The organism is Streptomyces sp. NBC_01716 (assembly GCF_036248275.1).
GTDB lineage: Bacteria > Actinomycetota > Actinomycetes > Streptomycetales > Streptomycetaceae > Streptomyces.
In genome coordinates this window covers 5,932,384-5,956,877 of record NZ_CP109181.1, presented here as the reverse complement: position 1 = coordinate 5,956,877, position 24,494 = coordinate 5,932,384, and the positions used below count along the sequence as shown (strand labels likewise).

The 24,494-nt window shown below is 71.1% G+C and carries 16 protein-coding genes; 2 read left to right on the top strand and 14 right to left on the bottom strand.

The features are described 5' to 3' along the window. Positions 1-55: 55 nt before the first annotated feature. The 8 genes from OIE74_RS26240 to OIE74_RS26205 form a co-directional block, all read right to left on the bottom strand. Entirely contained in the window at positions 56-1,339 is a 1,284-nt protein-coding gene (locus OIE74_RS26240; RefSeq protein ID WP_329387738.1) for a nucleotide sugar dehydrogenase, read from the bottom strand. Next, entirely contained in the window at positions 1,336-2,970 is a 1,635-nt protein-coding gene (locus tag OIE74_RS26235; protein ID WP_329387736.1) for a glycosyltransferase family 2 protein, read from the bottom strand. The genes OIE74_RS26240 and OIE74_RS26235 overlap by 4 nt, the downstream gene beginning before the upstream one ends. Beyond that, on the bottom strand, positions 2,967-4,547 hold the full coding sequence (locus tag OIE74_RS26230; protein WP_329387732.1) for a glycosyltransferase family 4 protein: 1,581 nt from the start codon (positions 4,545-4,547) through the stop codon (positions 2,967-2,969). The genes OIE74_RS26235 and OIE74_RS26230 overlap by 4 nt, the downstream gene beginning before the upstream one ends. After that, the gene (locus OIE74_RS26225; RefSeq protein WP_329387728.1) at positions 4,537-5,562 is read right to left on the bottom strand and encodes a Gfo/Idh/MocA family protein; all 1,026 of its coding nucleotides are present in this window, start codon (positions 5,560-5,562) and stop codon (positions 4,537-4,539) included. Before OIE74_RS26225 ends, OIE74_RS26230 begins: the two co-directional genes overlap by 11 nt. Beyond that, positions 5,559-6,677, bottom strand: coding sequence for a DegT/DnrJ/EryC1/StrS family aminotransferase (locus tag OIE74_RS26220; protein WP_329387724.1), 1,119 nt, complete (start codon positions 6,675-6,677; stop codon positions 5,559-5,561). Before OIE74_RS26220 ends, OIE74_RS26225 begins: the two co-directional genes overlap by 4 nt. Before the next feature lie 359 nt (positions 6,678-7,036). Then, entirely contained in the window at positions 7,037-11,101 is a 4,065-nt protein-coding gene (locus OIE74_RS26215) for a ribonuclease E/G (protein ID WP_329387719.1), read from the bottom strand. 238 nt (positions 11,102-11,339) lie between these two features. After that, positions 11,340-12,122: a TIGR03936 family radical SAM-associated protein gene (locus tag OIE74_RS26210; RefSeq protein ID WP_329387717.1), complete on the bottom strand. Its 783-nt coding sequence runs from the start codon at positions 12,120-12,122 to the stop codon at positions 11,340-11,342. Between the two features lie 130 nt (positions 12,123-12,252). Then, positions 12,253-13,200 carry a hypothetical protein gene (locus tag OIE74_RS26205; protein WP_329387714.1) on the bottom strand — a complete coding sequence of 316 codons (948 nt, stop codon included), beginning with the start codon at positions 13,198-13,200 and terminating at the stop codon, positions 12,253-12,255. 350 nt (positions 13,201-13,550) lie between these two features. Between OIE74_RS26205 and OIE74_RS26200 the strand changes: the two genes are divergently transcribed. Beyond that, complete coding sequence (locus OIE74_RS26200; RefSeq protein WP_329387712.1) at positions 13,551-14,522, top strand: SGNH/GDSL hydrolase family protein; 972 nt, start codon at positions 13,551-13,553, stop codon at positions 14,520-14,522. A gap of 257 nt (positions 14,523-14,779) precedes the next feature. Here OIE74_RS26200 and OIE74_RS26195 read toward each other — a convergent pair whose 3' ends face one another. Next, entirely contained in the window at positions 14,780-15,745 is a 966-nt protein-coding gene (locus OIE74_RS26195; RefSeq protein WP_329387710.1) for an NAD(P)-dependent alcohol dehydrogenase, read from the bottom strand. A gap of 102 nt (positions 15,746-15,847) precedes the next feature. Between OIE74_RS26195 and OIE74_RS26190 the strand changes: the two genes are divergently transcribed. After that, a complete protein-coding gene (locus tag OIE74_RS26190; RefSeq protein WP_329387708.1) occupies positions 15,848-16,531 on the top strand; it encodes a TetR/AcrR family transcriptional regulator in 684 nt (227 codons plus the stop codon). Between the two features lie 20 nt (positions 16,532-16,551). Here OIE74_RS26190 and OIE74_RS26185 read toward each other — a convergent pair whose 3' ends face one another. The 5 genes from OIE74_RS26185 to mreD all read right to left on the bottom strand — a co-directional run bounded on the left by OIE74_RS26185 (position 16,552) and on the right by mreD (position 24,484). Next, positions 16,552-18,486, bottom strand: a complete 1,935-nt coding sequence (locus tag OIE74_RS26185) for a TIGR03960 family B12-binding radical SAM protein (protein WP_329387707.1) — start codon at positions 18,484-18,486, stop codon at positions 16,552-16,554. Between the two features lie 106 nt (positions 18,487-18,592). Continuing rightward, positions 18,593-20,182, bottom strand: coding sequence for a CYTH and CHAD domain-containing protein (locus OIE74_RS26180; protein WP_329387705.1), 1,590 nt, complete (start codon positions 20,180-20,182; stop codon positions 18,593-18,595). A gap of 61 nt (positions 20,183-20,243) precedes the next feature. Next, positions 20,244-21,443: a rod shape-determining protein RodA gene (gene rodA, locus OIE74_RS26175; protein ID WP_329387702.1), complete on the bottom strand. Its 1,200-nt coding sequence runs from the start codon at positions 21,441-21,443 to the stop codon at positions 20,244-20,246. Between the two features lie 3 nt (positions 21,444-21,446). Beyond that, positions 21,447-23,822 carry a penicillin-binding protein 2 gene (gene mrdA / locus OIE74_RS26170; protein ID WP_329387701.1) on the bottom strand — a complete coding sequence of 792 codons (2,376 nt, stop codon included), beginning with the start codon at positions 23,820-23,822 and terminating at the stop codon, positions 21,447-21,449. Continuing rightward, positions 23,819-24,484, bottom strand: a complete 666-nt coding sequence (gene mreD / locus OIE74_RS26165) for a rod shape-determining protein MreD (protein ID WP_329387698.1) — start codon at positions 24,482-24,484, stop codon at positions 23,819-23,821. Before mreD ends, mrdA begins: the two co-directional genes overlap by 4 nt. Positions 24,485-24,494: the final 10 nt, after the last annotated feature.

The following is a 24,494-nucleotide window of genomic DNA, read 5'->3' as shown; positions in this document are numbered from 1 at the left end:
GTGGAAGAGGCCCGAACCGTACGGCGGTTCGGGCCTCTTCCGGGTCTGCGGGGGCTCAGCCGCCGATGACGACGCGGCGTACCCCGCGCCACGCCTCCGGGTCGGTCGTGCGGCGGCCGTCGACCAGCACCGTGACGTCCGGCAGGTCGGCCGGCTTCAGGTCGCGGTACTCCGCGTGGTCCGCCTGGAGCACCGCCGCCGTGACCTTCTCGCCCTGGTGCGGCGGCAGGCCGTGCGCGGTCAGTTCCTCGGCCGTGTACATCGGGTCGGAGACGTACGGCACGGCTCCCCTCGCGCGCAGCGCGTCGACGGTCGGGAAGACACCGGAGAACGCGGTCTCCTTGACGCCGCCGCGGTAGGCCGCGCCCAGCACGAGTACGTTCGCGCCGGTCAGGTCGCCGTACGCCGCGGCCAGCAGGTCGACCGCGTACTCGGGCATCGCCGCGTTCGCCTCGCGCGCGGAGCGCACGACGGTCGCGGTGGGGTCGTTCCACAGGTACATCCGCGGGTAGATCGGGATGCAGTGGCCGCCGACGGCGATGCCGGGCTGGTGGATGTGGCTGTACGGCTGGCTGTTGCAGGCCTCGATGACCTTCTTGACGTCGATGCCGTTCTGGTCGGCGAACCGCGCGAACTGGTTGGCCAGGCCGATGTTGACGTCGCGGTACGTGGTCTCGGCGAGCTTCGCCAGTTCGGAGGCCTCGGCGGTGCCGAGGTCCCACACGCCGTTGGCGCGCGGCAGGTCCTCGCGTACGTCGAAGTCGAGGACGGCCTCGTAGAAGTCGACGCCGTGCCTGGTCGACGCCTCGTCGATGCCGCCGACTAGCTTGGGGTAGCGGCGCAGATCCGCGAACACCCGCCCGGTCAGGACGCGTTCGGGCGAGAAGACGAGGTGGAAGCCCTCGCCGGGGGTGAGCCCCGAGCCCTCCTGGAGCATCGGCGCCCAGCGGGTGCGGGTGGTGCCGACGGGCAGGGTGGTCTCGTAACTGACGAGCGTGCCGGGCTTCAGGCCCTTGGCGATGGCCTTCGTCGCCGAGTCCATCCAGCCGAAGTCGGGCACGCCCTCGGCGTCCACGAAGAGCGGGACGACGACCACCACGGCGTCGGACTGTGCGACGGCGGCGGCGGTGTCGGTCGTGGCGGTGAGCAGCCCGGCGTCGACGGTCTGCTTGAGCTTGATGTCGAGGTCGTGCTCGCCGGGGAAGGGCTCCGTACCGGCGTTGACGAGTTCGACGACCTTCTCATTGACGTCGGCGCCGATGACGCGGTGGCCCTTGGCGGCGAACTGCACGGCGAGCGGCAGACCGATCTTGCCGAGCGCGACTACACAGATGTTCATCGGTTTACTTTCCTCTTGAGCCGGGGCAGCAGGCTTCGTACCCGCGCGCCGAGGGACAGTGCGGGCTCCCACAGCGGAGCCGTGGTGATCACCAGTCGCCCCTTGGGGTTCACGTTGGCCGACGCGCGGTGGGGGACGGCGTTGCCCCAGCGGCGGGCGAGCGGCATCGGCAGGCCGCGGGTGCGGACGGGGATCTCGTACGTGGAGCCGGCGACGTCCACGTAGACCCGGACGCCCGCCTTGACCCTGGTGGCCGGGAGGGGGATCCGTGCGGTCAGGATGGTGCCGCCACCCCCGTCGACCTCCGGAACGCGAGTGAACTCCCCCACCGACTCGGGGAGTTGGTGGCCGGCCGGCAGTCGCCGGGCCGCCGCCTTGTCCGCGCTCTTCGGCATCGCGGTCCTGGCCAGCCGGATCACCGCGGAGTCGGTCTGTCCGGAGACCCCGATCCGTACGGCGACCGTCAGGGAGAGGGAGTCGCCGCTCTGGTCCCACGCGGCGGAGATCAGCCGGGTGCCGTTGGCGAGCCGGCCCGGGACCGCCTCGCCCACCAACTGGTATCCCCGGTCGGGCAGTTGGAGTGCCGGGTCGCGCAGCCCTGGGTAGGCGGCGTACGCCTGCCCGTCCTCAAGGAGGAACGGCGGCGCGCCGTGCTCGGCCTCGTCGGCGATGGCCTTGGTGAGTTCGGCCACCGCGCCGCGCTGGGCCAGCAGGATCCGCACCCGTCGTTTGACGTCGAGCGAGTCGCGCAGCTCGTCCGTCAGGTATTCGTCGGCGAGTTCGGCGATCCCGGCGCACAGTTCGCGCTGCGTCCGGGGGTCGAGCGGCAGGAAGTCGTCCTGGATGAGCTTGGCGAGCTCCCAGGCGAAGTGACGCTTGAGCACGGCGTCACGTTGGGGGCCCGGGTCGATCAGACCGGCCGTGTGCCGCATGATGCGGGTGGTGCAGTGCAGCCTGGACAGATGGTCGGCCCGGTAGGTGATGTTGCTCGCGTCGCCGCGCTTCACCGCGTAGTAGTACGTGTAGTCGCCGAGGACGGAGATCCGGGCGGCGCGTACGCACGCCTCGATGGTGAACGGCTGGTCGCTGCCGACCGGCAGGTCCTCGGGGAAGCGGAGCTTGTACTTCTCGACCAGCTCACGCCTGAAGAGCTTGGTGTTGGCGAGGGCGAACGGCAGGTCGGAGCCGTACAGGCTGACGTCCGGATCACTCTTCTTGTACATCGCCTGGCGGACGTACCGGCCGTTGGTGCCGACCATCTTGCCGATCACCACGTCCGACCCGTGCTCGTCGGCGCAGGCGACCATCCGCTCCAGCGCCTCTTCACCGAGGTAGTCGTCGGACCCGATGAAATAGACGAAACGGCCGGTGGCGACCTCCAGGGCACGGTTGCTCGGCGCCGCCGGGCCGCCGCTGTTCTCCTGGTGGATGACCTTGACCGTGTCCGGGTACCGCTCGGCGAAGCGGTCGAGTTCGGCGCCGCTGCCGTCGGTCGAGCCGTCGTCGACGGCCACGACCTCAAGGCGCCCGAGACCGATGGTCTGGCCGACGAGCGAGTTCAGGCACTCGGTCAGATACGGCATCGTGTTGTACACCGCCACCACGACCGTCACATCAGGTCTGTCACTCATGCCGCCACCCGGCTCTTCGGTGCCCCGGACGTGGTGCGCGGGCGGCCCAGGAGGCGGGAGTAGACGCCGTCGAGGATGTCGGCCTGGGCCTCCCAGGTCCATTCGGTGAGCAGGCCCTGGTCCTCGTACACGTCGCGGTACTTCTTGGGGTCCGCGAGGACCGCCGTGACCGCGCGGACGTAGGCCGAGACGTCCTCCGCCGTGAAGACCTCGCCCTGCCCGGTCTTCGCGACCATCTCCCCCATCGTCTTCACGTCGCTGACCACGAACGGCAGCCTCGCGTGCGAGTACTCGAAGAACTTCGTGATCAGGGCGATCTCGTGGTTGGGCCAGTGGTGGATCGGGATGACGCCGACGTCCGCCGCCGACAGGAACGGCACGACCTGGTAGTGCGGTACGTACGGGAGTATGTGGACGCGCTCGGCCACACCCAGCTCCGCCGCCCGGACCAGCAGCGACGTCATGTACTCCGACGTCGGCCGCAGCACCACGAACGCCACATGGACACCCGGCAGCCGCGGCAGCGACTCGACCATGATGTCGAGGCCGCGCTGCGGGGCCGCCGCGCCGCTGTAGACCGTGAGCGGGACGTCGGGGCCGATCCCGCACAGGGCGCGCAGGTCCGGCACCGGCTCGGCGGCCTCCTCCGGGGAGATCTCCGCGTCCGGGGCGTTGAGCACGATCTCCGGGGTGGTGGTGAGCCCGTGCCGCTCCACCAGCATCTCGCCGAGCGTCGCCGAGACGGTGGTGACCGCGTCGGCGTACTTCGCGTACTCACGCTCGTGCGCGCACTGGGCGATGTGCCAGCGGGGGTGTGGGTTCCAGGGCTTGATGCCCGGCAGGAACTCGTGCGCGTCCCAGACCAGCTTGATCTCGCGGCCCCTGCCCTTGGCGCGGAGCTTCGCCCGCGCGCCCACGCCGATCATGCGGAAGTCGTTCGCGTGGATCAGATCGGGTTCGAGGGCGTCGATGACCTTGCCGTACGCCAGTTCCAGGTCCCACAGGAACGGGTCGAGCCGGCGCCAGGCCCGGTCCCCCATCGTGCGCTCCCAGAACGCGGTGGTGAAGCGGTCCAGCCGGGACGTCATGTCCTTCCGGTGCTGCTCCAGCGCGCGCGTGCGACGGGCCCGCAGACCCACCCACTTGCTGAGCGCCTTGGCGGCCAGACGCGGCGGGACCAGGGCCAGTCTCCGTACGGTGGAGCCCGCCAGCTTCGCCTCGATGACCCGGAGGTTGAGCTCGGCGCGCCAGGCCTTCATCCGCTGCCTGCGGTAGGCGGCGAGCGGACCCGGGGGGTAGGCGAGCGGGGAGCGCAGGATCGCGCGCCGGTACTCGTGCCGCCTGCGGTGCAGGGGGCCCGGTACGTGCAGCAGCCTCACCTCGGCGTCCCCCAGCCGCCAGGTCTGCTCCTTCTTGGTGGGCGACTTGCCCAGCAGGACGACGTCCCAGCCCGCCGCGGCGGCGGACCGGGCTTCCTTCTGTACGCGCGAATCACCGTTCACGCCGTTGTCGACCAGCATCACGATCCGCCCACGCGGGCCCTCGCGCCGCTGCGCCACCACTTTGTCAGCCGACATGGCTCGCGGGCTCTCCTGTCTCGACAGCCACCGTGCGGCCGCTCGCGGCCGACTCCAGCACCGACGCTGCTACCTCGACCGTACGAAGACCCTGCCGCAGTGTGCAGATGTCGTGGGACTCGCCGAGGACGGCGTCACGGAACAGTTCGTGCTCCACCAGCAGCGGCTCGCGCTTGGGGATGGCGTAGCGGATCATGTCGCCCTCGGCGACGCCGCGGAAGGCGCGCAGGGCCTCCCACTCGGTCGTCACCGCAGCGTTGGAGTAGAAGGTCAGGTCGGCGGTGAGGGTGTCGGCGATGAAGCAGCCGCGTTCGCCGGTGACCGAGGTGAAGCGCTCCTTGAGCGGGCTCAGCCAGTTCACGAGGTGGTTGACCATCGTGCCGTCGGAGAGCCGGCCCACGGCGGAGACCATGTCCTCGTGCGGGCGACCGCTCTTGGACACGGTGTGGGCGGAGATCGAGGTGTACGCCTGGCCCGTCACCCAGCCGGTCAGGTCGATGTCGTGGGTGGCGAGGTCCTTGACCACGCCGACGTCGGCGATCCGGTGCGGGAAGGGGCCCTGACGGCGGGTCACCACCTGGTACACGTCGCCGAGCTCGCCCGCCTCCAGCCGGGTGCGCAGGCTGCGCAGCGCCGGGTTGCAGCGCTCGATGTGGCCGACACCGGCGACGAGGTCGCGCGATTCGAAGGCCTCGACCAGGCGGCGCGCGCCGTCGACCGTGTCGGCGAGGGGCTTCTCGATGAGCGCGCTGACCCCGGCCTCGGCGAGCTGGATGCCGACCTCCTCGTGGAGGGCGGTCGGGCAGGCGATGACGGCGTAGTCGACGCCGAGTGCGAGCAGTTCGCCGACGGTGTCCAGGACGGGCGCGCCCTGGGCCAGTCCGTTCTTGTCGCCGAGCGGGTCGACGACCCCGACGAGCGTGACGCCGTCGAGTCCGGCCAGCACACGCGCGTGGTGGCGCCCCATCGAACCGAGGCCGATCAGGCCGGCGCGCAGTCCCCCAGCGGTGGTCACAGGTTCTCTCCCAGCTTGTTCACGGCGGTCACGATCCGCTCCAGGTCCGACTCGGACAGCGAGGGGTGCACCGGAAGCGAGACGACCTCGGCCGCCGCCCGCTCGGTCTCCGGCAGGTCCCAGTGACGTCCGGCCTTCTGGTCCGGCTCCCAGAACGGCCGCAGCCGGTGGATGGGGGTCGGGTAGTACACGGCGTTGCCGACGCCCGCCTCGGTGAGCGCGGCCATGGCGGCGTCGCGGTCACCGCTGATCCGGACGGTGTACTGGTGGTACACGTGGTGCGCGCCCTCGGCGACCGGCGGTGTGACCACACCGGGCGCGGTGATGTTCTCGGTCAGGTACGCGGCGTTGGCACGGCGCTGCTCGGTCCAGCCGGCGAGCTTGGTGAGCTGCACCCGGCCGATGGCGGCGGCCACATCGGTGAGACGCATGTTGGCGCCGACGATCTCGTTGGCGTACCGCTGCTCCATGCCCTGGTTGCGCAGCAGGCGCAGGGTGCGGGCGACCTCGGCGTCACCGGTGGCGATCATGCCGCCTTCGAGGGAGTGCATGTTCTTCGTCGGGTAGAAGCTGAAGGTGCCGCCGGAGCCGAAGGCGCCGACGGGCGTGCCGTGCAGGGACGCGGCGTGCGCCTGGCAGGCGTCCTCCACGACGGCGAGCTTGTGCTTGTCTGCGATGGGCATCAGCTTGTCCATCGAGGCCGGGTTGCCGTAGAGATGCACCGGCATGATCGCGGCGGTGCGCGGGGTGATCGCGGCCTCGACGGCGGCCGGGTCGAGACCGAAGTTGCCGGGCTCGATGTCGGCGAAGACGACGTCGGCGCCGACGAGCCGGACGGCGTTGGCGGAGGCGGCGAACGAGAACGACGGGACGATGACCTCGTCACCCGGGCCGATGCCGAGGGCGAGCAGGAGCAGGTGGAGCGCCGATGTGCCGGAGTTCACGGCCACGCAGTGCCGGCCGGCGACGAGCTCGGCGAAGCCTTCCTCGAACGCGGCCACTTCGGGGCCCTGCACAACGCGGCCGGTGCGCAGCACACGTACCGCGGCCTCGATCTCTTCTTCCCCGATGACCGGGCGGGCGGCGGGGATGGGCCGCACTTCACTGGTCGACATGGACGTCGTCCTCCTTGAACACCGCGAAAGCTCTCTGGGGCAGAGGCCAGGAGTGCAGCGCGCGTCTCATGAGGCCGCGTGTACCCCTACGGCGCGATGGCCGACGCCCTGCCGAGGAATGTGTGGGACAGCTGTCCCTGTACGGGCCGTCCCCGACCGCAGGTTCCGGGCGGGGACTGTCGTCGGCGGGGACCGCCAGTCACATTATCAGGGATTTCCGACAGAATTTCTGGCCTGTTAACCGTTAACCGCACCAATCACATCAACCATGAAACAAAAGACCCGTGCCCCGCCGCTGGATTCCCAGGGCGGGGCACGGGCCGTTCAACTGGCGGTCACCAAAGGTTCAGCTCACGCGCTCAGCCATCCGTGGGTACCGACACGGCGGAGGCCGATTCGCGCTCGGCCGCCGATGTCTTCTTGGCCGCGGACTTCGAGGCCGCCTTCTTCGTGGTGGTCTTCTTGGCGGCGGTCTTCTTCGCCGCCGTCTTCTTCGTGGCCGCCTTCTTGGCCGTGGTCTTCTTGGCGGTCTTCTTCGCGGCGGTCTTCTTGACCGGAGCCGAGGAATCCGCGTCGTCGGCGTGGCCGTCGCCGGGCTGGTCGGCCGACGGAGCGGTCTCCGCCGCCGAGTCCGAGTCCACGACAACGACGGCCGCCTCCTCGGCGCCCGCCGGCGAACCGGCCGGAGCCGACGCCTTACGGGTCGCCCGGCGACGGGCACGCGGCGGCGCCGCCTCTTCTTCGGCAGACGTGGCGGCCGTTTCGGTGGCGCCCTCGGACCGTACGGCCTCCGGCTCCGCCGCGACGGGCGGCGCCGACGGCTCGACCACGACCTCGGCCGCCTGCTCCGACGCCTCGTCCGACCCGGCCGTCCGCGGCGAACCGGCCGGGGCCGACGCCTTACGGGTGGCCCGGCGACGGGCACGCGGCGGGGCCGCCTCCGGGGCAGCCTCCTCCACGACCGGCTCGGGCTCGGCCACCGGCACGGACGACGCGACCGGGGCCGGCACCTCCGCCGGCTCCTCGGCCCTGGCCTTCGGCTCGGGCTCCGTCGACCTCGGCGAACCGGCCGGAGCCGACGCCTTGCGCGACGCCCGGCGGCGCGAACGCCCGCCACGGGCGGCCGTCTCGGCCTCCGCGACGCTGCTGTAGAGCTCCTCGTCGGGCACGAACTCCGGCGCGGGCAGCGCGACCGGGGCTGCGGCCTCCGCCGCCACCTCGGCCTCGGACTCGGTCTCCGCGTCCGTCAGGACATCGGCAGCCGTCTCGTGCTCGTGGTCCTGGCTCTGGTCCTGGTCGGCGCCGGACCCGCCGCGGCGCTTCTTCGCGCGCTTGCCGCCACCGCCGCCGTTGCCACCGCCACCGGGGCCGGTCGGCTGCTCCATGTGGACGATCACGCCCCGCCCGTTGCAGTGGACGCAGGTCTCGGAGAACGACTCCAGCAGTCCCTGGCCCACCCGCTTACGGGTCATCTGGACCAGGCCGAGCGAGGTGACTTCGGCGACCTGATGCTTCGTACGGTCCCGGCCCAGGCACTCCAGCAGCCGCCGCAGCACCAGATCCCGGTTCGATTCGAGGACCATGTCGATGAAGTCGATGACGACGATGCCGCCGAGGTCGCGCAGCCGCAGCTGACGCACGATCTCCTCGGCCGCCTCCAGGTTGTTCCTGGTGACGGTCTCCTCCAGGTTGCCGCCCTGGCCGGTGAACTTCCCGGTGTTGACGTCGACCACGATCATGGCCTCGGTCTTGTCGATCACCAGCGAACCGCCGCTGGGCAGCCAGACCTTGCGGTCCAGCGCCTTCATCAGCTGCTCGTCGATCCGGTACGTCGCGAAGACGTCGACCTCGCTGGTCCAGCGGTTCAGCCGGTCGGCCAGGTCGGGCGCCACGTGCTCCACGTAGCCGTGGATGGTCTGCCACGCCTCGTCACCGCTGACGATGACCTTGGTGAAGTCCTCGTTGAAGATGTCGCGCACGACCCGGACGGTCATGTCCGGCTCACCGTAGAGAAGCGTCGGGGCGTTGCCGCTCTTCGCCTTCTTCTGGATGTCCTCCCACTGCGACTGGAGGCGCTCGACATCGCGGCGCAGCTCGTCCTCGCTCGCGCCCTCGGCGGCCGTACGGACGATGACGCCGGCGTCCTCGGGGACGATCTTCTTCAGGATGGTCTTCAGCCGCGCCCGCTCGGTGTCGGGGAGCTTGCGGCTGATGCCGGTCATCGAGCCCTCGGGGACGTACACGAGGTAACGGCCGGGGAGCGAGACCTGACTGGTGAGGCGCGCGCCCTTGTGGCCGATCGGGTCCTTCGTCACCTGGACGAGGACCGACTGGCCGGACTTGAGCGCGGTCTCGATACGGCGGGGGCCGCCCGCCATGCCCAGCGCCTCGAAGTTGACCTCGCCGGCGTACAGGACGGCGTTGCGTCCCTTGCCGATGTCGACGAACGCGGCCTCCATGGAAGGCAGTACGTTCTGCACCTTGCCCAGGTAGACGTTGCCGACGTAGCTGGTGGCCTGCTCCTTGTTGACGTAGTGCTCGACGAGCACGTTGTCCTCAAGGACGCCGATCTGGGTGCGCTCGCCGTGCTGCCGGACGACCATCACGCGTTCGACGGCCTCGCGGCGCGCCAGGAACTCGGCCTCGGTGATGATCGGCACGCGGCGGCGGCCCTGCTCGCGGCCCTCGCGGCGGCGCTGCTTCTTCGCTTCGAGACGGGTCGAGCCCTTGATGGACTGGACCTCGTCCACGCCCGTACCGGGCTCGGTCTCCTTCGTACGGCGCTCGCGCGGCTCGCGGACCTTGACGACCGTACGCTCCGGGTCGTCGCCGCCGTTGTTCTCGCTGTCGGAGCCACCGTCGGCGCTGCGACGGCGCCTGCGGCGACGCCGCCGGCTGCTGCTGCTTCCGCCGCCCGACTGGCCTGCGGAGTCGTCGTCGCCGTCGTGCTCGTCGGAGTCGGCGCTCTCCGCGGTGTCGGCGGCGCTCTCCGCGGAGCGGTCCTCGTCGTCGGTGTGCTCGTCCGACTGCTCGTCGGCCTCGGCGGACTCACCGCGGCGACGGCGACGGCCGCCCCGGCGGCGGCGCCGTGAGGGACGGTCGAACTCGTCGGACTCCTCGGACTCGGATTCGGACTCGTCGCCCTCGGCGGACCGCTCGGCATCCCGCTCGTCGTCGGCGTCCCGCTCGGCGGCGGAGGCCGGGGCGGGCGCGTGCTCGGCCGCGTCGGCGGACTCGCCACGGCGACGGCGACGGCGGCGGCCCGAGGGCTCGGGGGCGGGCGCGACGGCCTCGGCCACCGTCTCGTCCTCGATCTCGTCGAGATCGTCGTCGTCCTCGATGTCGATGGCGGCGGCCATCGCGGCGGCCGTCTCGGGGGTCTGGAACATCGGCTCGGCGAAGACCGGCGCCTGGAAGACGGCGACGGCGGGCCGGGTGGCGCGCCGACGCGAGCGCTCGGGCGCCTCGGTCTCGGTGTCCTTCGCGGCGGACGGCGCGGAGCCGTTGCGCTGCTCGGCCTTCCTGGCGGCCCTGGGCTCGGCCTTCGGCTCCGCCTTGGGCTCGTCGGCGGCCTCCGGCGAACCGCCGGTCCTGCGCCGCGAGCGGCCACGGGTGGCGGCCGTCTCGGCGGCCTCGACCTGCGCCTCGTCGGCGGTGATCTGGGTGACGGCGTTCTCGGGGAGCGTCTCGCCCTGCGCGATCTCGTCGTCGGTGTCGGCCTCGACGGGCCGGGGGGTGGTGGCAGGCGCGGTCACCTTGCGGGTCGCGCGGCGGCGCGTACGGGGCGGCGCGGCTTCCTCGGCGACCGGCGCGGTCTCGGGCTCCGGCTCGGCGACGGCCTCGGGCTCGGTCTCGGCGGGCGCCGCGACCTTACGGGTCGCACGGCGCCGGGCGCGCGGCGGCGCGGGCTCATCGGCGGCTGCGACAGGCTCGGCGACGGCCTCGGGGGCGGCGGGCTCGACAACAGGTTCGATCACCGGCTCGGCGACCGTCTCGGCCGGGGCGGCGACCTTACGGGTCGCACGGCGGCGCGTACGCGGCGGCGCGGGCTCATCGGCGACCGGCGCGCGGTCCTGCTCGGCGACGGGCGCGGGCTCAGGGGCGGCCTCGGCCACGGGCTCGACAACCGGCTCCGGCGCGCTCTCGGCGGGCGCCGCGACCTTACGGGTCGCACGGCGCCGGGCACGCGGCGGCGCGGCCTCATCGGCGGCGGCCTCGGCCCGACCCGCGTCCGCGCCGGCTGCCGCTGAGTCGTCCGTCACGTTCGCCGTGACCTTCGCCCCCTCGGCGGCATCGGCCGCCGCCGACGGCGGCCCCGCCGGACGCGACGCGGCGCGGCGCCTGCGGCGCGGCGGCAGTGTGTCGCTGGGGCTGTTCAGTTCTTCTTCGGTCTCCCGGTTCGTACCGGGTTCGTTCTGGGACATGCGGGCGGTTCTCCCGTCACGCTCCCGGGCGCCACGCCTTGATCCGGTCCGGCCGCGGCCCGCGCTGAGGCGCGATTGCCGCCGTCCGGGGCGCGGGCGCCGCACAGGAGCTGTTATGTCTGGGTCGCCGGTTCCGTACGTACGCGTTGCACGTACGGCCTGGCGAAAGTCTTCGTGGTCAGCGCGCCGCCCGACCCAGGTGGCTCCCGAGTACAAGGGCCGCGCTACAACAACCGTCCTACGCGGAAATCGCACCTTCAGGCGCCTTCGCGGCGGCGGGTCCGGCGGCCGTGGAAGGGCCTGCCGTGACCGCCTCGCGGTCGGGCGCGAGCGGGTCGGTCACCGTTCCGGACTCCTCGTCGAAGAGCCCCTGCGCCAGCCTGGTCACCGCTGCGGGGACCGGCGGCGCCAGGTCGGCCACAGCTCGGAGACCGGAAAGGACGTCGTCGGGTCGAACGGCGGGTGTCACGTGCCGAACAACCAGCCGCAGTATCGCACAGCGCTCCCCCTGCGGCCTATCGGCCTGTGGAGGAAGGGTCCGCAGGTCGACGACGGGCTCCCGGGCGTCGAAGGTCCGCATGCCGTTCTTCGCACGACGCTCGACCTCCACCACCTCGGCGGCGAGGAAGGCACTCACCGCGCGCTCGGCCTCCTCGTACGCCACCCCGTCGAGCCGCAGCTCCCACTCGGAGGCGGTGAGCCGGTCGGCGAGACCCGAGGTACGGGCCTCGACGGCGTCGATGATGTCGAGCCCGGTGGGCAGCGACTCGTCGAGCAGTTCGCGCAGTGTGTGGGGGTCGCGCGGCGCCGCGAGTGCGATCTCCAGATACTCGGCCTCGCTGCCCGTGCCGGTGGGTGCGGCATTGGCGTAGGACACCTTGGGGTGCGGGGTGAAACCCGCCGAGTACGCCATGGGGACGTCGGCGCGGCGCAGGGCCCGCTCGAAGGCGCGCTGGAAATCGCGGTGGCTGGTGAACCGGAGGCGGCCACGCTTGGTGTAACGCAGTCTGATGCGCTGCACCGCCGGCGCGGGCGGGGGGCCTTCGGGCTGTCGCTTGCCCAGTGGTTCTTCTCCTCGGTGCGGGGTGCGCGCGGTGGCGCACACCCTCGGACGCGCGGCCGACCGGGCGGTCGGCCCCGGAAAACCCGGCTCACACCTGCTTACGCAGGGAGATCTCGGGTGCGGGTACCACGCCGGGGACGGTTGTTGTATCTCCCAGCGTACGCGCCCCGTCGAGTGACGCCTTCACAGGCTCGGCCGGGCGCGGGGCCCCGACCAGAGCGCGCCAGGCGTCGCGGCGGGCCTGCCCGACCGTCTGCCCCATGGAGCGCAGCGCACTGCCGACCGCCCGGCCGGTCTCGACGGCCGCCTTCTTGGCCGGGGCCCAGACGTAGTCGCGGACCAGATGCCCCACCGGTGTGCAGACGGTGCGGTAGAACCAGCTGACGGGCTGCCCGACCAGGACCCGGGCCAGCCATTTCAGCCCCCGGCCGGCCGCGCGCGAGATCTGTCCGGCGATCCGCCAGGCGACGCCGATGGCGTCGGCGATCTCGCGGCCTACGGGGGCGAGGACTGCGCGGTAGAACCAGCCGAGCGGGGTGACCACCAGGGTGACGACGAGCCAGACGAGGCCGTGACCGACGGGGGTGAGGACCGTCTCGTAGACCCAGGAACAGACGAAGGCGATGCCGTGGCCGACAGGGGTGAGGACGGTCTCGTACAACCACACCAGCGGCACCACCAACCCGTACCGCACCACCGGCACCACCACATACCGCCACAGCGCCACCCACGGCCAGACGAACAGCACCTTGCCCAGGAACCCCAGCGCCACGCCCACGGCGTGCCCGACCGGGGCGAGCAGCGTCTCGTACGCCCACGAGCAGGCCAGTGCGATGCCTCGCCCGACCGGCGTCAGCACGGAGCGGTACGCCACCCTCGCGCCGCCAGCGAGCAGGTCCCAGACCATCCGCACCGGGACGACGAGAACGAGCACGACGATCCGGACCGGGATCCGGATGGCCGTCGTCAGACAGCCCTCACCCGGCTCGAACCGTTCGGGTGTCCGCGGCCGGGCCGGCGTCGTGTCCAGATCCATGCCTCGGAGGACGCGGCCGGCGCCCGCCCGGATCCCGGATCGGCAGCCCAGGTCGCGTTCGTGCCCGATTCGAGATCCGGAGTCCGGCCCTCAAGATCGGGAACAGGACAGTGGCCGGGAGCCGCGCGCCGAGCCCGGACCGGCGCGGTTGATCACGCGTCTGCCTCGCTCCGCGTACATACCGCGCCGCCTCTGTCAGTTGTCGCCCGTGAACCGTCAGCGCACCGAAGCAAACCGCTCGAAAGTGGCTCATCGCGATCACTGAATGACTGTCCGTAATGGATCTAGTGCGATGAGTGACGAACTCCGTACGGTCAAAGCGGCATCAACGCCGTGCACATGGAGGATTCGTGACCCGTTTCCGTAAGCGCCTGACCCTGCTGGGCTCGGCCGCCGCTCTCGTCGCCGGGGCCGTCGCCCCCACGCAACTCGCGGGCGCCGCCCCGGCAGCCGCGGCCGTACAGTACGAGTGGGTGGCCCTGGGCGACTCGTACTCCGCCGGGGTGATCCAGGCCGCGGGCGACATCTTCGAGGTCCCCCGTGACGGCTGCGAGCGCACCGACCAGTCCTATCCGCAGGTCATCGACCGCAACCTCGGCTCGCTCTTCGACCTGACCAACGTCAGCTGCGGCGCCGCCACGATCGAGGACATCACCTTCAGGGCCCAGGAGCCGATCGGCCGCCATCTGCCGCCCTTCTCGGAGGATCCGGACTACCCGTTCCCGGCGGTGCCACCCCAGTCCGCGGCCGTCGGCCCCGGCACCGACGTGATCACCGTCGGCGCGGGCGGTAACAGCCTCGGATTCGCCGGGATGCTCACCACCTGTCTGCAACTGGGCGCGGGCAGTGGGGGCCTGGGCACGCCGTGCCGGGACGAACTCGCCGGCACCGTCCCCGACCGGCTGAGCAGGGTGAGCAACGAGTACGACGAGATGCTCACCGTGCTCCACGAGAGGGCCCCGCACGCCAAGACCCTGGCTGTCGGCTACCCGACGATCATCCCCGAAGACACGTCCAAGTGCCGCTACAACGACCTGGAGCAGTTCGCCTCGGTCACCCCGGGCGACCTGGACTGGCTCCGCGAGGATGTCCTGGAACCCCTCAACAAGGTGATCGAGAAGTCGGCCGGCGCCCACGACGCGTCGTCCTTCGTCAACCTCTACGACTCCACCCGGAACCACAGCGTCTGCGACTCCGGCAAGTGGGTGGAGGGTGTCTTCACCCGGGTCCCCGACCAACTGGCCCTCGTCCACCCCAACGCCAGGGGCCACCGGAACGCCGCCGATCACGTCGAATCGGCGATGCTCAACGCCATCGGCTGATCCCACACCGTTAGCCCCCCACAGCCAGGCTGCCTCCGGCCCGACAGCCGGAGGCAGCACCGGCGGTGTGCTGCCTAGGGCGTGTTTGAGAAGTCCCGTCTGGCCCACGACGCCTGGCACGCGCGCTCGCCGCGTTGTCGGAGTCATCCACGTACGTCCGGTCCATCTACGGGGCTGATCCTCCGCCTTGCGATCGCACGCACCAGACGCCGTGGGCCCCGCCCGATGGGCGGACGACGCTACTTCTAAAACACGCCCTAGTCGACCCTGACCACGTACTTGCCCCGCACACCGCCCGCCTCCAGCGCCCGGTGTGCCGCCGCTGTCTCCTCCAGCGGGAAAACCGTGTCCACCGCCGGGCGCAGTCCCCCCTCCACCACCTGGCGGGCAAGGTCGTCGAGGAGCGCCCGCTCGGGGTTGCCGCTGAAGAAGCGCACCCGGCCGCGCCCGTGCACGGCACTGGCCGCGATGTAGCCGAGCGAGGCGGCGGGCCGCGTCTGGTCGAAGGCGATGGTGACCATGCGTCCGCCGGGTTTCAGCAGGCGCCGGAAGGTCCGCAGGTCGGTGCCCGCCGTGTCGAGGACCACGTCGAACAGGCCCAGATCCGCCGGCGCGACGGTCCGGTGGTCGACGGCGTGGTGGGCGCCGAGCGCGCGGACGAAGTCCACGTTGGCGGCGCGGGCCAAGGCCGTGACCTCGGCGCCGTACGCCCGCCCAAGCTGGACGGCTACGTTACCGACGCCGCCCGCCGCGCCCCGTACGAGCAGCCGTTCGCCTGGGCGCAGCGCGGCCTTGTCGCGGAGCGCGGTGATGGCCGTGGTCGCCACGGGCAGCGCGGCGGCGGACACCAGGTCCAGTCCGTCCGGGACCCGGCCGAGCCGCTCGGCCCGCACGGTCACGTACTCGGCGGCGCTGCCGAACCCGGAGACGCGGCCCATGACGCCCCACACCGGGTCGCCGACCGCGACACCCGTCGCGCCGGTACCGAGCGCGACGACCTCACCGCTGAAGTCCAGCCCGACGCGCTGCGGGAACTTCCGGCCGGTGAAGAGGCGGAGGCGGCCGGAACGGGCCCCCAGTTCACCACCGTTGACGCTGAACGCACGCACCCGCACGAGAATCTCGCCGGGCGCCGGTTCGGGGCGTGGCACCCGGCCCACGTACAACACCTCGGGGCCACCGAAGCGGTCGAACAGTACTGCCTTCATCGTGCGGTCGTTCATCGTTCTCACCTTCGCCACCAGCCCGGTCGTACGGGGGATCTCGGCGCCGAGCGTAGGCTGCGAAACGGACGACATCGTCCGTTTGGCCGGAGGTGAGAGACAGTGGCAGGAGATTCCTCTCGGATCGCGGGCCCGGACGGGCTCCGGGCCGACGCCCGGCGCAATCGGGGGCGCGTCCTCGTCGCCGCCCGTGCGGTCTTCGCCGATCACGGGATCGACGCGCCCATGGCGACCGTCGCCCGACGGGCGGGAGTCGGCGTGGCGACGCTGTACCGGCATTTCCCGACCCGGGACGCCCTGGTGCGGTCCGCCTACGCAGAGCAGATGGAGACCTGCGCCCGGGCACTCGCCGAGGCGCTGGCCGACCCCGACCCGTGGCGGGGCTTCCAACAGCTGGTCGAGACGGTTTGCGAACTCCAGCGGGAGGAACGGGGGTTCCCGGCCGCGTTCGTCGCGGCTTTCCCGGACAGCACGGCGGAACACGCGCGGATCCGGGAACGGGCCGAACGGGATCTCATGATCCTGGTCCGCAGGGCAAAGGCGGCGGGCGCGCTCCGGCCCGATTTCCATCCCTCCGACCTCGCGGTGGCCCTGCTGTCCCACTGCGGCCTGGTCACCGCTCTGCCGCACGACCGTCCGGCGTCCCGGCGCCTGGTGGCCTATCTGCTCCAGTCGTTCCGCGCCGAGGGGACCCACGGAGCGCTGCCCCCACCGAGCGCGCTGTCGCTGCGCAGCTTCCCACTCGCGGCCGACGGCTCCCGCGGACAGCGGTCGTCCAGGGCCTGAGGTGAAGCGGCGCCCGAAGGTCAGGAGCCGTACTTGACCGTCAGCGGCAGCAGCTTCTTGCCCGTCGGGCCGATCTGGATGTCCAGGTCGAGCTGGGGGCACACCCCGCAGTCGAAGCACGGCGTCCAGCGGCAGTCCTCGACCTCCGTCTCGTCCAGGGCGTCCTGCCAGTCCTCCCAGAGCCAGTCCTTGTCGAGGCCAGAGTCCAGGTGGTCCCAGGGCAGGACCTCCTCGTATGTGCGTTCGCGGGTGGTGTACCAGTCGACGTCCAGGCCGAACTCGGGCAGGGTCTTCGCGGCGCCCGCCATCCAGCGGTCGTAGCTGAAGTGCTCGCGCCAGCCGTCGAACCGGCCGCCGTCCTCGTAGACCGCGCGGATGACCGCGCCCACCCGGCGGTCGCCGCGCGAGAGCAGGCCCTCGACGATGCCCGGCTTGCCGTCGTGGTAGCGGAAGCCGATCGAGCGGCCGTACTTCTTGTCCGCGCGGATCTTGTCGCGGAGCTTCAGCAGCCGTTCGTCGGTCTCCTCGACGCTCAGCTGCGGCGCCCACTGGAACGGGGTGTGCGGCTTGGGTACGAAGCCGCCGATGGAGACCGTGCAGCGGATGTCGTTCTGGCCGGAGACCTTGCGGCCCTCGGCGATGACCTTGACCGCCATGTCGCCGATCTGCAGGACGTCCTCGTCGGTCTCGGTCGGCAGCCCGCACATGAAGTAGAGCTTCACCTGGCGCCAGCCGTTGCCGTACGCGGTGGAGACCGTACGGATCAGGTCCTCTTCCGAGACCATCTTGTTGATGACCTTGCGCAGCCGTTCGGAGCCGCCCTCGGGGGCGAAGGTGAGGCCGGAGCGGCGGCCGTTGCGGGTGAGTTCGTTGGCGAGGTCGACATTGAAGGCGTCGACGCGGGTGGACGGGAGGGAGAGGCCGATCTTCTCCTCCTCGTACCGGTCGGCGAGGCCCTTGGCGACGTCCGCGATCTCGCTGTGGTCGGCGGAGGAGAGCGACAGCAGGCCGACCTCCTCGAAGCCGGTCGCCTTGAGGCCCTTCTCGACCATCTCGCCGATGCCGGTGATGCTGCGCTCCCGGACGGGGCGCGTGATCATGCCGGCCTGGCAGAAGCGGCAGCCGCGTGTACAGCCGCGGAAGATCTCGACGGACATCCGCTCGTGCACGGTCTCGGCCAGCGGCACCAGCGGCTGCTTCGGGTACGGCCACTCGTCGAGGTCCATCACGGTGTGCTTGGAGACCCGCCACGGGACGCCGGACCGGTTGGGAACGGTACGGGCGATACGGCCGTCCGGCAGGTACTCGACGTCGTAGAAGCCGGGGACGTACACCCCGCCGGTCTTCGCGAGCCGCAGCAGCAGTTCCTCGCGGCCGCCGGTGCGGCCCTCGGCCTTCCAGGCCCGGATGATCTCGGTGATCTGCAGGACGGCCTGCTCGCCGTCGCCGATGACGGCGCAGTCGATGAACTCGGCGATCGGCTCGGGGTTGAACGCCGCGTGGCCGCCCGCCAGCACGATCGGGTGGTCGGCGGTGCGGTCCGCCGCCGCGAGCGGGATCCCGGCCAGGTCGAGCGCGGTGAGCATGTTGGTGTAGCCGAGCTCGGTGGAGAAGGAGAGCCCGAACACGTCGAAGGCGGAGACGGGGCGGTGCGCGTCCACGGTGAACTGGGGGACCTTGTGCTCGCGCATCAGCGCTTCGAGGTCGGGCCAGACGCTGTACGTGCGCTCGGCGAGGACGCCCGGACGCTCGTTGAGTACCTCGTAGAGGATCATGACGCCCTGGTTGGGCAGCCCGACCTCGTACGCGTCGGGGTACATCAGCGCCCAGCGGACGTCGCACTCGTCCCAGTCCTTGACGGTGGAGTTGAGTTCACCACCGACGTATTGGATCGGCTTCTGCACATGCGGGAGCAGAGCTTCGAGCTGTGGGAAGACCGATTCAACAGCAGACATCACGGCGACTTTCGTGGGCTGACGGGGTGACCATTCAGGCTACCCCGAGCGCCAACCGCCCCTCACCGCGCGAGCGCCCGCCCCGGCCCGGCAGACGGCCCGGTCCTCAGCCGGTGAGTGCCGTCCGCAGTTTCCGCTTCGCCGACTCGCGCCAGATCTGCGGCAGTTCCCGCTCCCGGTCGGCCGCCCGTGCCTCCTCCTCGCCGTACAGCAGTCCCCAGGTGAAGGCGGACTCCCCGGCCGCGTGCGCCTGGATCGCGAGGTCCCGCAGGGAGTCGCGGGCCACCACGCTGTCCTGGTGGTCGCCGAGCACGGTCTGCACGGCCTTCATCCGCTTGGAGAAGCGCTTGGCGGGCTTGCCGAGGGCGGGCTGGGCCGCGTCGGCGGCGTACCGCGCGCGCTTGGCGGCCTTACGGGCGTCGTGCAGCGCCAGATCGCGCTCCTCCCCCGGCACGAGCTCCAGCGCGTGCTCGACCCGGCCGGCGAGGCGCTCGTAGTCCTTGATGATCGCCCGGGGCAGTACCTTGCCGGGCTTCTTCTCCGCGCGGCCGGTGAGCAGCGGCGGATCGGCGAGCAGTGCCTCCACCGACTGCAGCAGCCGCAGATAGCGGGCGCTGTCGAGTACGCCGAGGGTCCTGGCCCGCGCGTCGGTGCGGCCCGCGGCGTCCCAGATCCGGAGCCGGGCGTGCACGGGGCCGAGCAGCAGGGTCGCGTCGTGGGCGTCCACGCGTTCGGCGAGCCGCTCGGCGAGGACCTCCTGGTCCCGGTCGACACCCAGCTCCCCGGCGAGCCACTTCAGCTCCGTACCGATGGGCCGGGTGGCGTCCCGGTCGAGCACTTTGTCGTACGTACGGAACGCGGACCGCATCCGGCGGGTGGCCACCCGCAGCTGGTGCACGGAGTCCGGCAGGTCGCGGCGGACGGCGGGGTCGTACGAGATGATCGCGTCGGCCTGCTCGCGCAGATAGGCGAGCACATGGTCCCCGGCGGTGACCGGCGTTCTTCCGGTCTCCCGGGCGGGCTTCCCCGGCCTGCGGCCTCGGGGCGCGTTCTCGACGGGCGCCGTGTCGGCGAGGGCCCTGGCGAGCTTGGACTTCGCCGACGCGGGCCGTACTCCCGCCTTGCGGAACACCTTCGCCACCGCGTCGAGCAGCGCCGGGGCGCCGTCGTCGGCCAGCTCCACCTCGACCTCGGTCCAGTCGGCGGTGCCGCCCCCGGCGGGCAGGCGTTCGGCGCGGACGGTGTCCACTGCCACCTCGGCGAGCGTCCGGCCTGCCTCGTCGACCAGCAGGCTGATGTCGCGCGAGGTGCGCAGCCGTACGACGGGGGCCAAGTCCGCGCCGCGGACGCGTGAGCGCACCAGCGCGGCGAGTTCGTCGGGGAGAGTGTCGGAGAGCGGGGCCCGGAGCTCGTCGCGGACGCCGTCGCCGACGGGGAACTTCAGGTGCCAGCCCTCGTCCGCGCCGCCGGTGCGGCGGCGGAGCGTGAGGGCGCCGGTGGTCAGCCGCAGGTCAGAGGTGTCGTAGTAGACGGCGTCCAGCTCGGTGACGCCCCGTACGGTGACGGCGGAGACGGCCGGGACCTTGGTGAGATCCGGCAGGAGCGAACGCCCACGTGGCTGCGGGCCGCTGCCGCCGGCCTCCGGCGGCTCCGGGAGTTCGTACTTACGCTCGATCTCTCGCTTTGTGTCCACCATCTTCACAAACGTAGTCGCAGGGGCTGCCTCGTGGCAGCCCCCGCGACACCGACCCGCCGGATCACGCCGTTATCGGCCGCTGGACCCTGATGGATTCGAGCAGGCCGACCGCGATCCAGACCGCGAACATCGACGTGCCTCCGTACGACACGAACGGCAGCGGCAGACCGGCCACGGGCATGATCCCGAGCGTCATCCCGACGTTCTCGAAGGACTGGAAGGCGAACCAGGCGATGATCCCGGCCGCCACGACCGTCCCGTACAGCTCGGTCGTCTCCCGGGCGATCCGGCAGGCGCGCCACAGCACCACACCGAGCAGCAGCAGGATCAGCCCGGCACCGACGAAGCCCAGTTCCTCTCCGGCGACGGTGAAGACGAAGTCGGTCTGCTGCTCGGGGACGAACTGCCCGGTGGTCTGGGAGCCGTTGAAGAGCCCGGTGCCGGTGAGCCCGCCCGAACCGATCGCGATCCGCGCCTGGTTGGTGTTGTAGCCGACGCCCGCCGGGTCGAGCTCCGGGTTGGCGAAGGCGGCGAAGCGGTTGATCTGGTACTCGTCGAGCACCCCGAGTGCCGCCACCGCGACGGCGCCCGCGACACCGGCACCGATGAGGCCGAAGATCCACCGGTTGGACGCCCCGGAGGCGAGCAGGACGCCGAGCACTATCACCGCCATGACCATGACCGAACCGAGGTCCGGCATCATCATGACGATCAGGATCGGAACGATCGCGAGCCCGAGGGCCTTGGCGACCGTCCGATGGTCCGGATGGACCTGATCACCCGCGTCGACTCTGGCCGCGAGCAGCATCGCCATGCCCAGGATGATCGTGATCTTCACGAATTCCGAGGGCTGGAGGGTGAAGCCGCCGCCGAGCACGATCCAGGCGTGCGCGCCGTTGATGGTGGCGCCGAGCGGGGTGAGGACCAGCAGGACGAGTACGACGGAGATGCCGTACAGCACGGGCACCGCGCCGCGCAGGGTGCGGTGGCCGAGCCAGATCGTGCCGATCATCAGGGCCAGCCCGATACCGGTGTTCAGTATGTGGCGGAAGAAGAAGTGGTACGGGTCCCCCGCGTTGAGGTCCGTACGGTTGCGGGTCGCCGACCAGACGAGCAGCGACCCGACCGCCGAGAGCGCGAGCGCGGAGAACATCAGCGGCCAGTCCAGCCTGCGCGCCAGGGAGTCGCGGGCCGCGAGCGTGGCCCACAGCCCGCGCTCGGGGCCGTATCCGGAGACGGAGAAGCCGCTCGTGCCGGCCATGCGTCAGTCCCTCCGCGCGGGTGCGCCCGCGAGCTGTCCGTTGTCGTTCGCCGACCGCCCGGGACCCGCCGGTGGCTGCCCGCCGCCGGGTGCCTGGCCGGTGTCCGGTGCCTGACCGGTGTCGGGTGCCTGCCCCGTGTCCGGTGCCTGACCCGTGTCGCCGGGTGGCTGTCCGGTGTCCGGTGCCTGGCCCGTGTCGTCCGGTGCCTGCGGCACCAGGCCGTTGTTGTCACCGGCCGGCGCGATCTCGTTGCCGTCCAGCGGCGCCTTGTCCGGTTCGAACGGCTTGATGGACGGCGCGTCGATCGTGCCGTCGGGCTCGATCTTGGGCAGTGCCCCGCGCGGCTCGGGCATCAGGGCCTTCTTGAGATTCTGGCCGCCCTTCGCGTCGAGGCCGTACATCGCCTCGTAGATCTTGCGCACGGCGGGGCCCGAGGCGCCGGAGCCCGTACCACCCTGGGAGATCGTCATGACGATCGTGTAGTCCTCGGTGTACGAGGCGAACCAGGAGGTCGTCTGCTTGCCGTAGACCTCGGCCGTACCCGTCTTGGCGTGCATCGGGATCTTGTCCTGCGGCCAGCCGCCGAACCGCCACGCGGCCGAACCGGTGGTCGCCACCCCCGCGAGTGCCTTGTCCAGCTGGTCGCGCAGCTTGCCGTCGATCGGCAGCTTGCCGTGCGACTTGGGCTTGATCTCCGTGACCTTCTTGCCGTCGGGGCTGACGATCGCCTTGCCGACGCTCGGGTCGTACATCGTGCCGCCGTTGGCGATCGCCGCGTAGATCGTGGCCATCTGGATCGGGGTGACGAGCGTGTCGCCCTGGCCGATCGAGTAGTTGACCGCGTCACCGGCGCGCATCTGGTTGCCTTCGAGGCAGCCCTCGTACGCGAGTTGTTCGACGTACGTGCCGCCCTTCTTGCCCTGCTTGCACCAGCCGGCCTTGTTGGCCTCCCAGAAGTCCTGCTTCCACTGGCGGTCCGGGATGCGGCCCGCGACCTCGTTGGGGAGGTCGATGCCGGTCTCCTTGGCGAGGCCGAACTCCTTGGCGGTCTTGTAGAAGTAGTCGTTGGCGCCCTTTTTGGGCTTGTTGCCGCCGTCCTTCTGCCACTCCTTGTGCGCGAGACCGTAGAAGACGGTGTCGCAGGAGACCTCAAGGGCGCGGCCGAGGTCGATGCTGCCGTAGCCCTGGGACTCGAAGTTTTTGAAGACCTGGCTGCCGATGGAGTACGAACTGGGGCACGGGTAGCTGCCGTTGAAGTCGTATCCGGCCTTGACCGCCGCCGTCGACGAGATGACCTTGAAGATCGAGCCGGGCGCCGCCTGCGACTGGATCCCCCTGTTCAGCAGCGGGAAGTTGGACTTCTTGCTGGTGAGTTTGGCGTAGTCCTTCGCGGAGATCCCGCCGACCCAGGCGTTGGGGTCGTACGTCGGCTGGGAGGCCATCGAGACGACACGGCCGGTCTTGGACTCAAGGACCACCACGGCGCCCGCGTCGGCCTTGTAGTTCTGGTTGGTGTTGCGGTCGTGCTCCTTGCGCGCGGCCTTCATCGCCTCCTGGAGCTCGTACTCGGCGACGGCCTGCACGCGCGCGTCGATGGAGGTGATGATGTTGGAGCCCGGCTCCGCCTGGTCGCTCTTGGCCTGCCCGATGACCCGGCCGAGGTTGTCGACCTCGTAGCGCGTGACGCCCGCGTCGCCGCGCAGGTATTTGTCGTACGTGCGCTCCAGACCGGAGCGGCCGACCTGGTCGGAGCGGAGGAACGGCGAGTCGGTGTCCTGCGCCTCGGTGATCTCCTCGTCGGTGACCGGCGAGAGATAGCCCAGCACCTGGGCGGTGTTGGCGTTGCCCGGCGCGGCGTAGCGGCGTACGGCGGTCGGTTCGGCGGTGATGCCGGGGAAGTCCTCGGCGCGCTCTCGGATCTGGAGGGCCTGCTGGGTGGTGGCCTCGTCCGTGACGGGGATGGGCTGGTAGGGCGAGCCGTTCCAGCAGGGCTGCGGCGTCTCGTTGTCGCAGAGCCTGACCTTGTCCCCGACCTCCTTCGGCGTCATCCCGAGAATGCCGGCGAGGCGGATGAGGACCGCTTTCCCCTTGTCCTGCATCTTCATCAGTTCGGTGCGGCTGGCGGAGACGACGAGCCTGGTCTCGTTGTCGGCGAGCGGCACGCCCTGCGAGTCGAGGATCGAGCCGCGGACGGCCGGCTGGACGACCTGCTGTACGTGGTTGTTCTTGGCCTCGTCCGTGTACTCCGCGCCGTTGCGGACCTGGAGGTACCAGAGCCGTCCGCCGAGGGTGAGCAGGAGCGAGAAGACGAGGACCTGGATGATGACGAGCCGGACCTGGACCCTGGGCGTCCGTCCGGTCTCCGGAATGTTGCTCACAGTCGTTTGACCCCCTTGATCCGTCCGGCGCGGGCCGCACGCGACCTGGCCGTCTTCATGCGCAGCCCCCCGCGCTGGTTCCCGATCCGCAGTCCGGTGCCCGCCGCCAGCCAGCCGGAGGCGACGTCGCTGCCGCCGCTCGACTTGTCGGCGAGCGGATCGTTCTCCGCGCGTCTGGCCAGGGCCATGATCAGCGGAACGGTGAACGGTGCGAGCAACAGGTCGTAGATGGCGGAGGTGACGACCAGGTTGGTGAGGCCGACGTGGCGGGCGGCGGTGTCACCGACGAGGGCGCCGACTCCCGCGTACAGCAGCGTCGTCGTGACGGCCGCGCCGACCACCACGACCATCGGGCCGAGCGCGGTGCGCAGTTGGCCGTGGTCGGGCTTGGCGAGTCCGGCGAGATAGCCGATCACGCAGAGCACCAGCGCGTACCGTCCCGCGGCGTGGTCGGCGGGCGGGGCGATGTCGGCGAGGAGCCCGGCGCCGAAGCCGATGAGCGCGCCGCTGGTGTGCCCGTAGACCAGGGCGAGCGCGACGACGACCAGGAGGAGCAGATCGGGTACGGCGCCGGGGAGTTGGAGGCGGGCGAGGACGGACACCTGGACGACCAGCGCGACCACGACCAGGGTGACGGAGAGCAGCATCCGGTTGAAGCGCATGGGGATCAGC

Excerpts from the sequence above, each read along its gene's own strand:
- OIE74_RS26235 (WP_329387736.1), bottom strand. The coding sequence starts at position 2,970 with ATGAGTGACAGACCTGATGTGACGGTCGTGGTGGCGGTGTACAACACG.
- OIE74_RS26215 (WP_329387719.1), bottom strand. The coding sequence starts at position 11,101 with ATGTCCCAGAACGAACCCGGTACGAACCGGGAGACCGAAGAAGAACTG.
- OIE74_RS26240 (WP_329387738.1), bottom strand. The coding sequence starts at position 1,339 with ATGAACATCTGTGTAGTCGCGCTCGGCAAGATCGGTCTGCCGCTCGCC.
- OIE74_RS26220 (WP_329387724.1), bottom strand. The coding sequence starts at position 6,677 with ATGTCGACCAGTGAAGTGCGGCCCATCCCCGCCGCCCGCCCGGTCATC.
- OIE74_RS26205 (WP_329387714.1), bottom strand. The coding sequence starts at position 13,200 with ATGGATCTGGACACGACGCCGGCCCGGCCGCGGACACCCGAACGGTTC.
- OIE74_RS26230 (WP_329387732.1), bottom strand. The coding sequence starts at position 4,547 with ATGTCGGCTGACAAAGTGGTGGCGCAGCGGCGCGAGGGCCCGCGTGGG.
- OIE74_RS26180 (WP_329387705.1), bottom strand. The coding sequence starts at position 20,182 with ATGGTGGACACAAAGCGAGAGATCGAGCGTAAGTACGAACTCCCGGAG.
- rodA (WP_329387702.1), bottom strand. The coding sequence starts at position 21,443 with ATGGCCGGCACGAGCGGCTTCTCCGTCTCCGGATACGGCCCCGAGCGC.
- OIE74_RS26185 (WP_329387707.1), bottom strand. The coding sequence starts at position 18,486 with ATGTCTGCTGTTGAATCGGTCTTCCCACAGCTCGAAGCTCTGCTCCCG.
- OIE74_RS26195 (WP_329387710.1), bottom strand. The coding sequence starts at position 15,745 with ATGAACGACCGCACGATGAAGGCAGTACTGTTCGACCGCTTCGGTGGC.
- mreD (WP_329387698.1), bottom strand. The coding sequence starts at position 24,484 with ATGCGCTTCAACCGGATGCTGCTCTCCGTCACCCTGGTCGTGGTCGCG.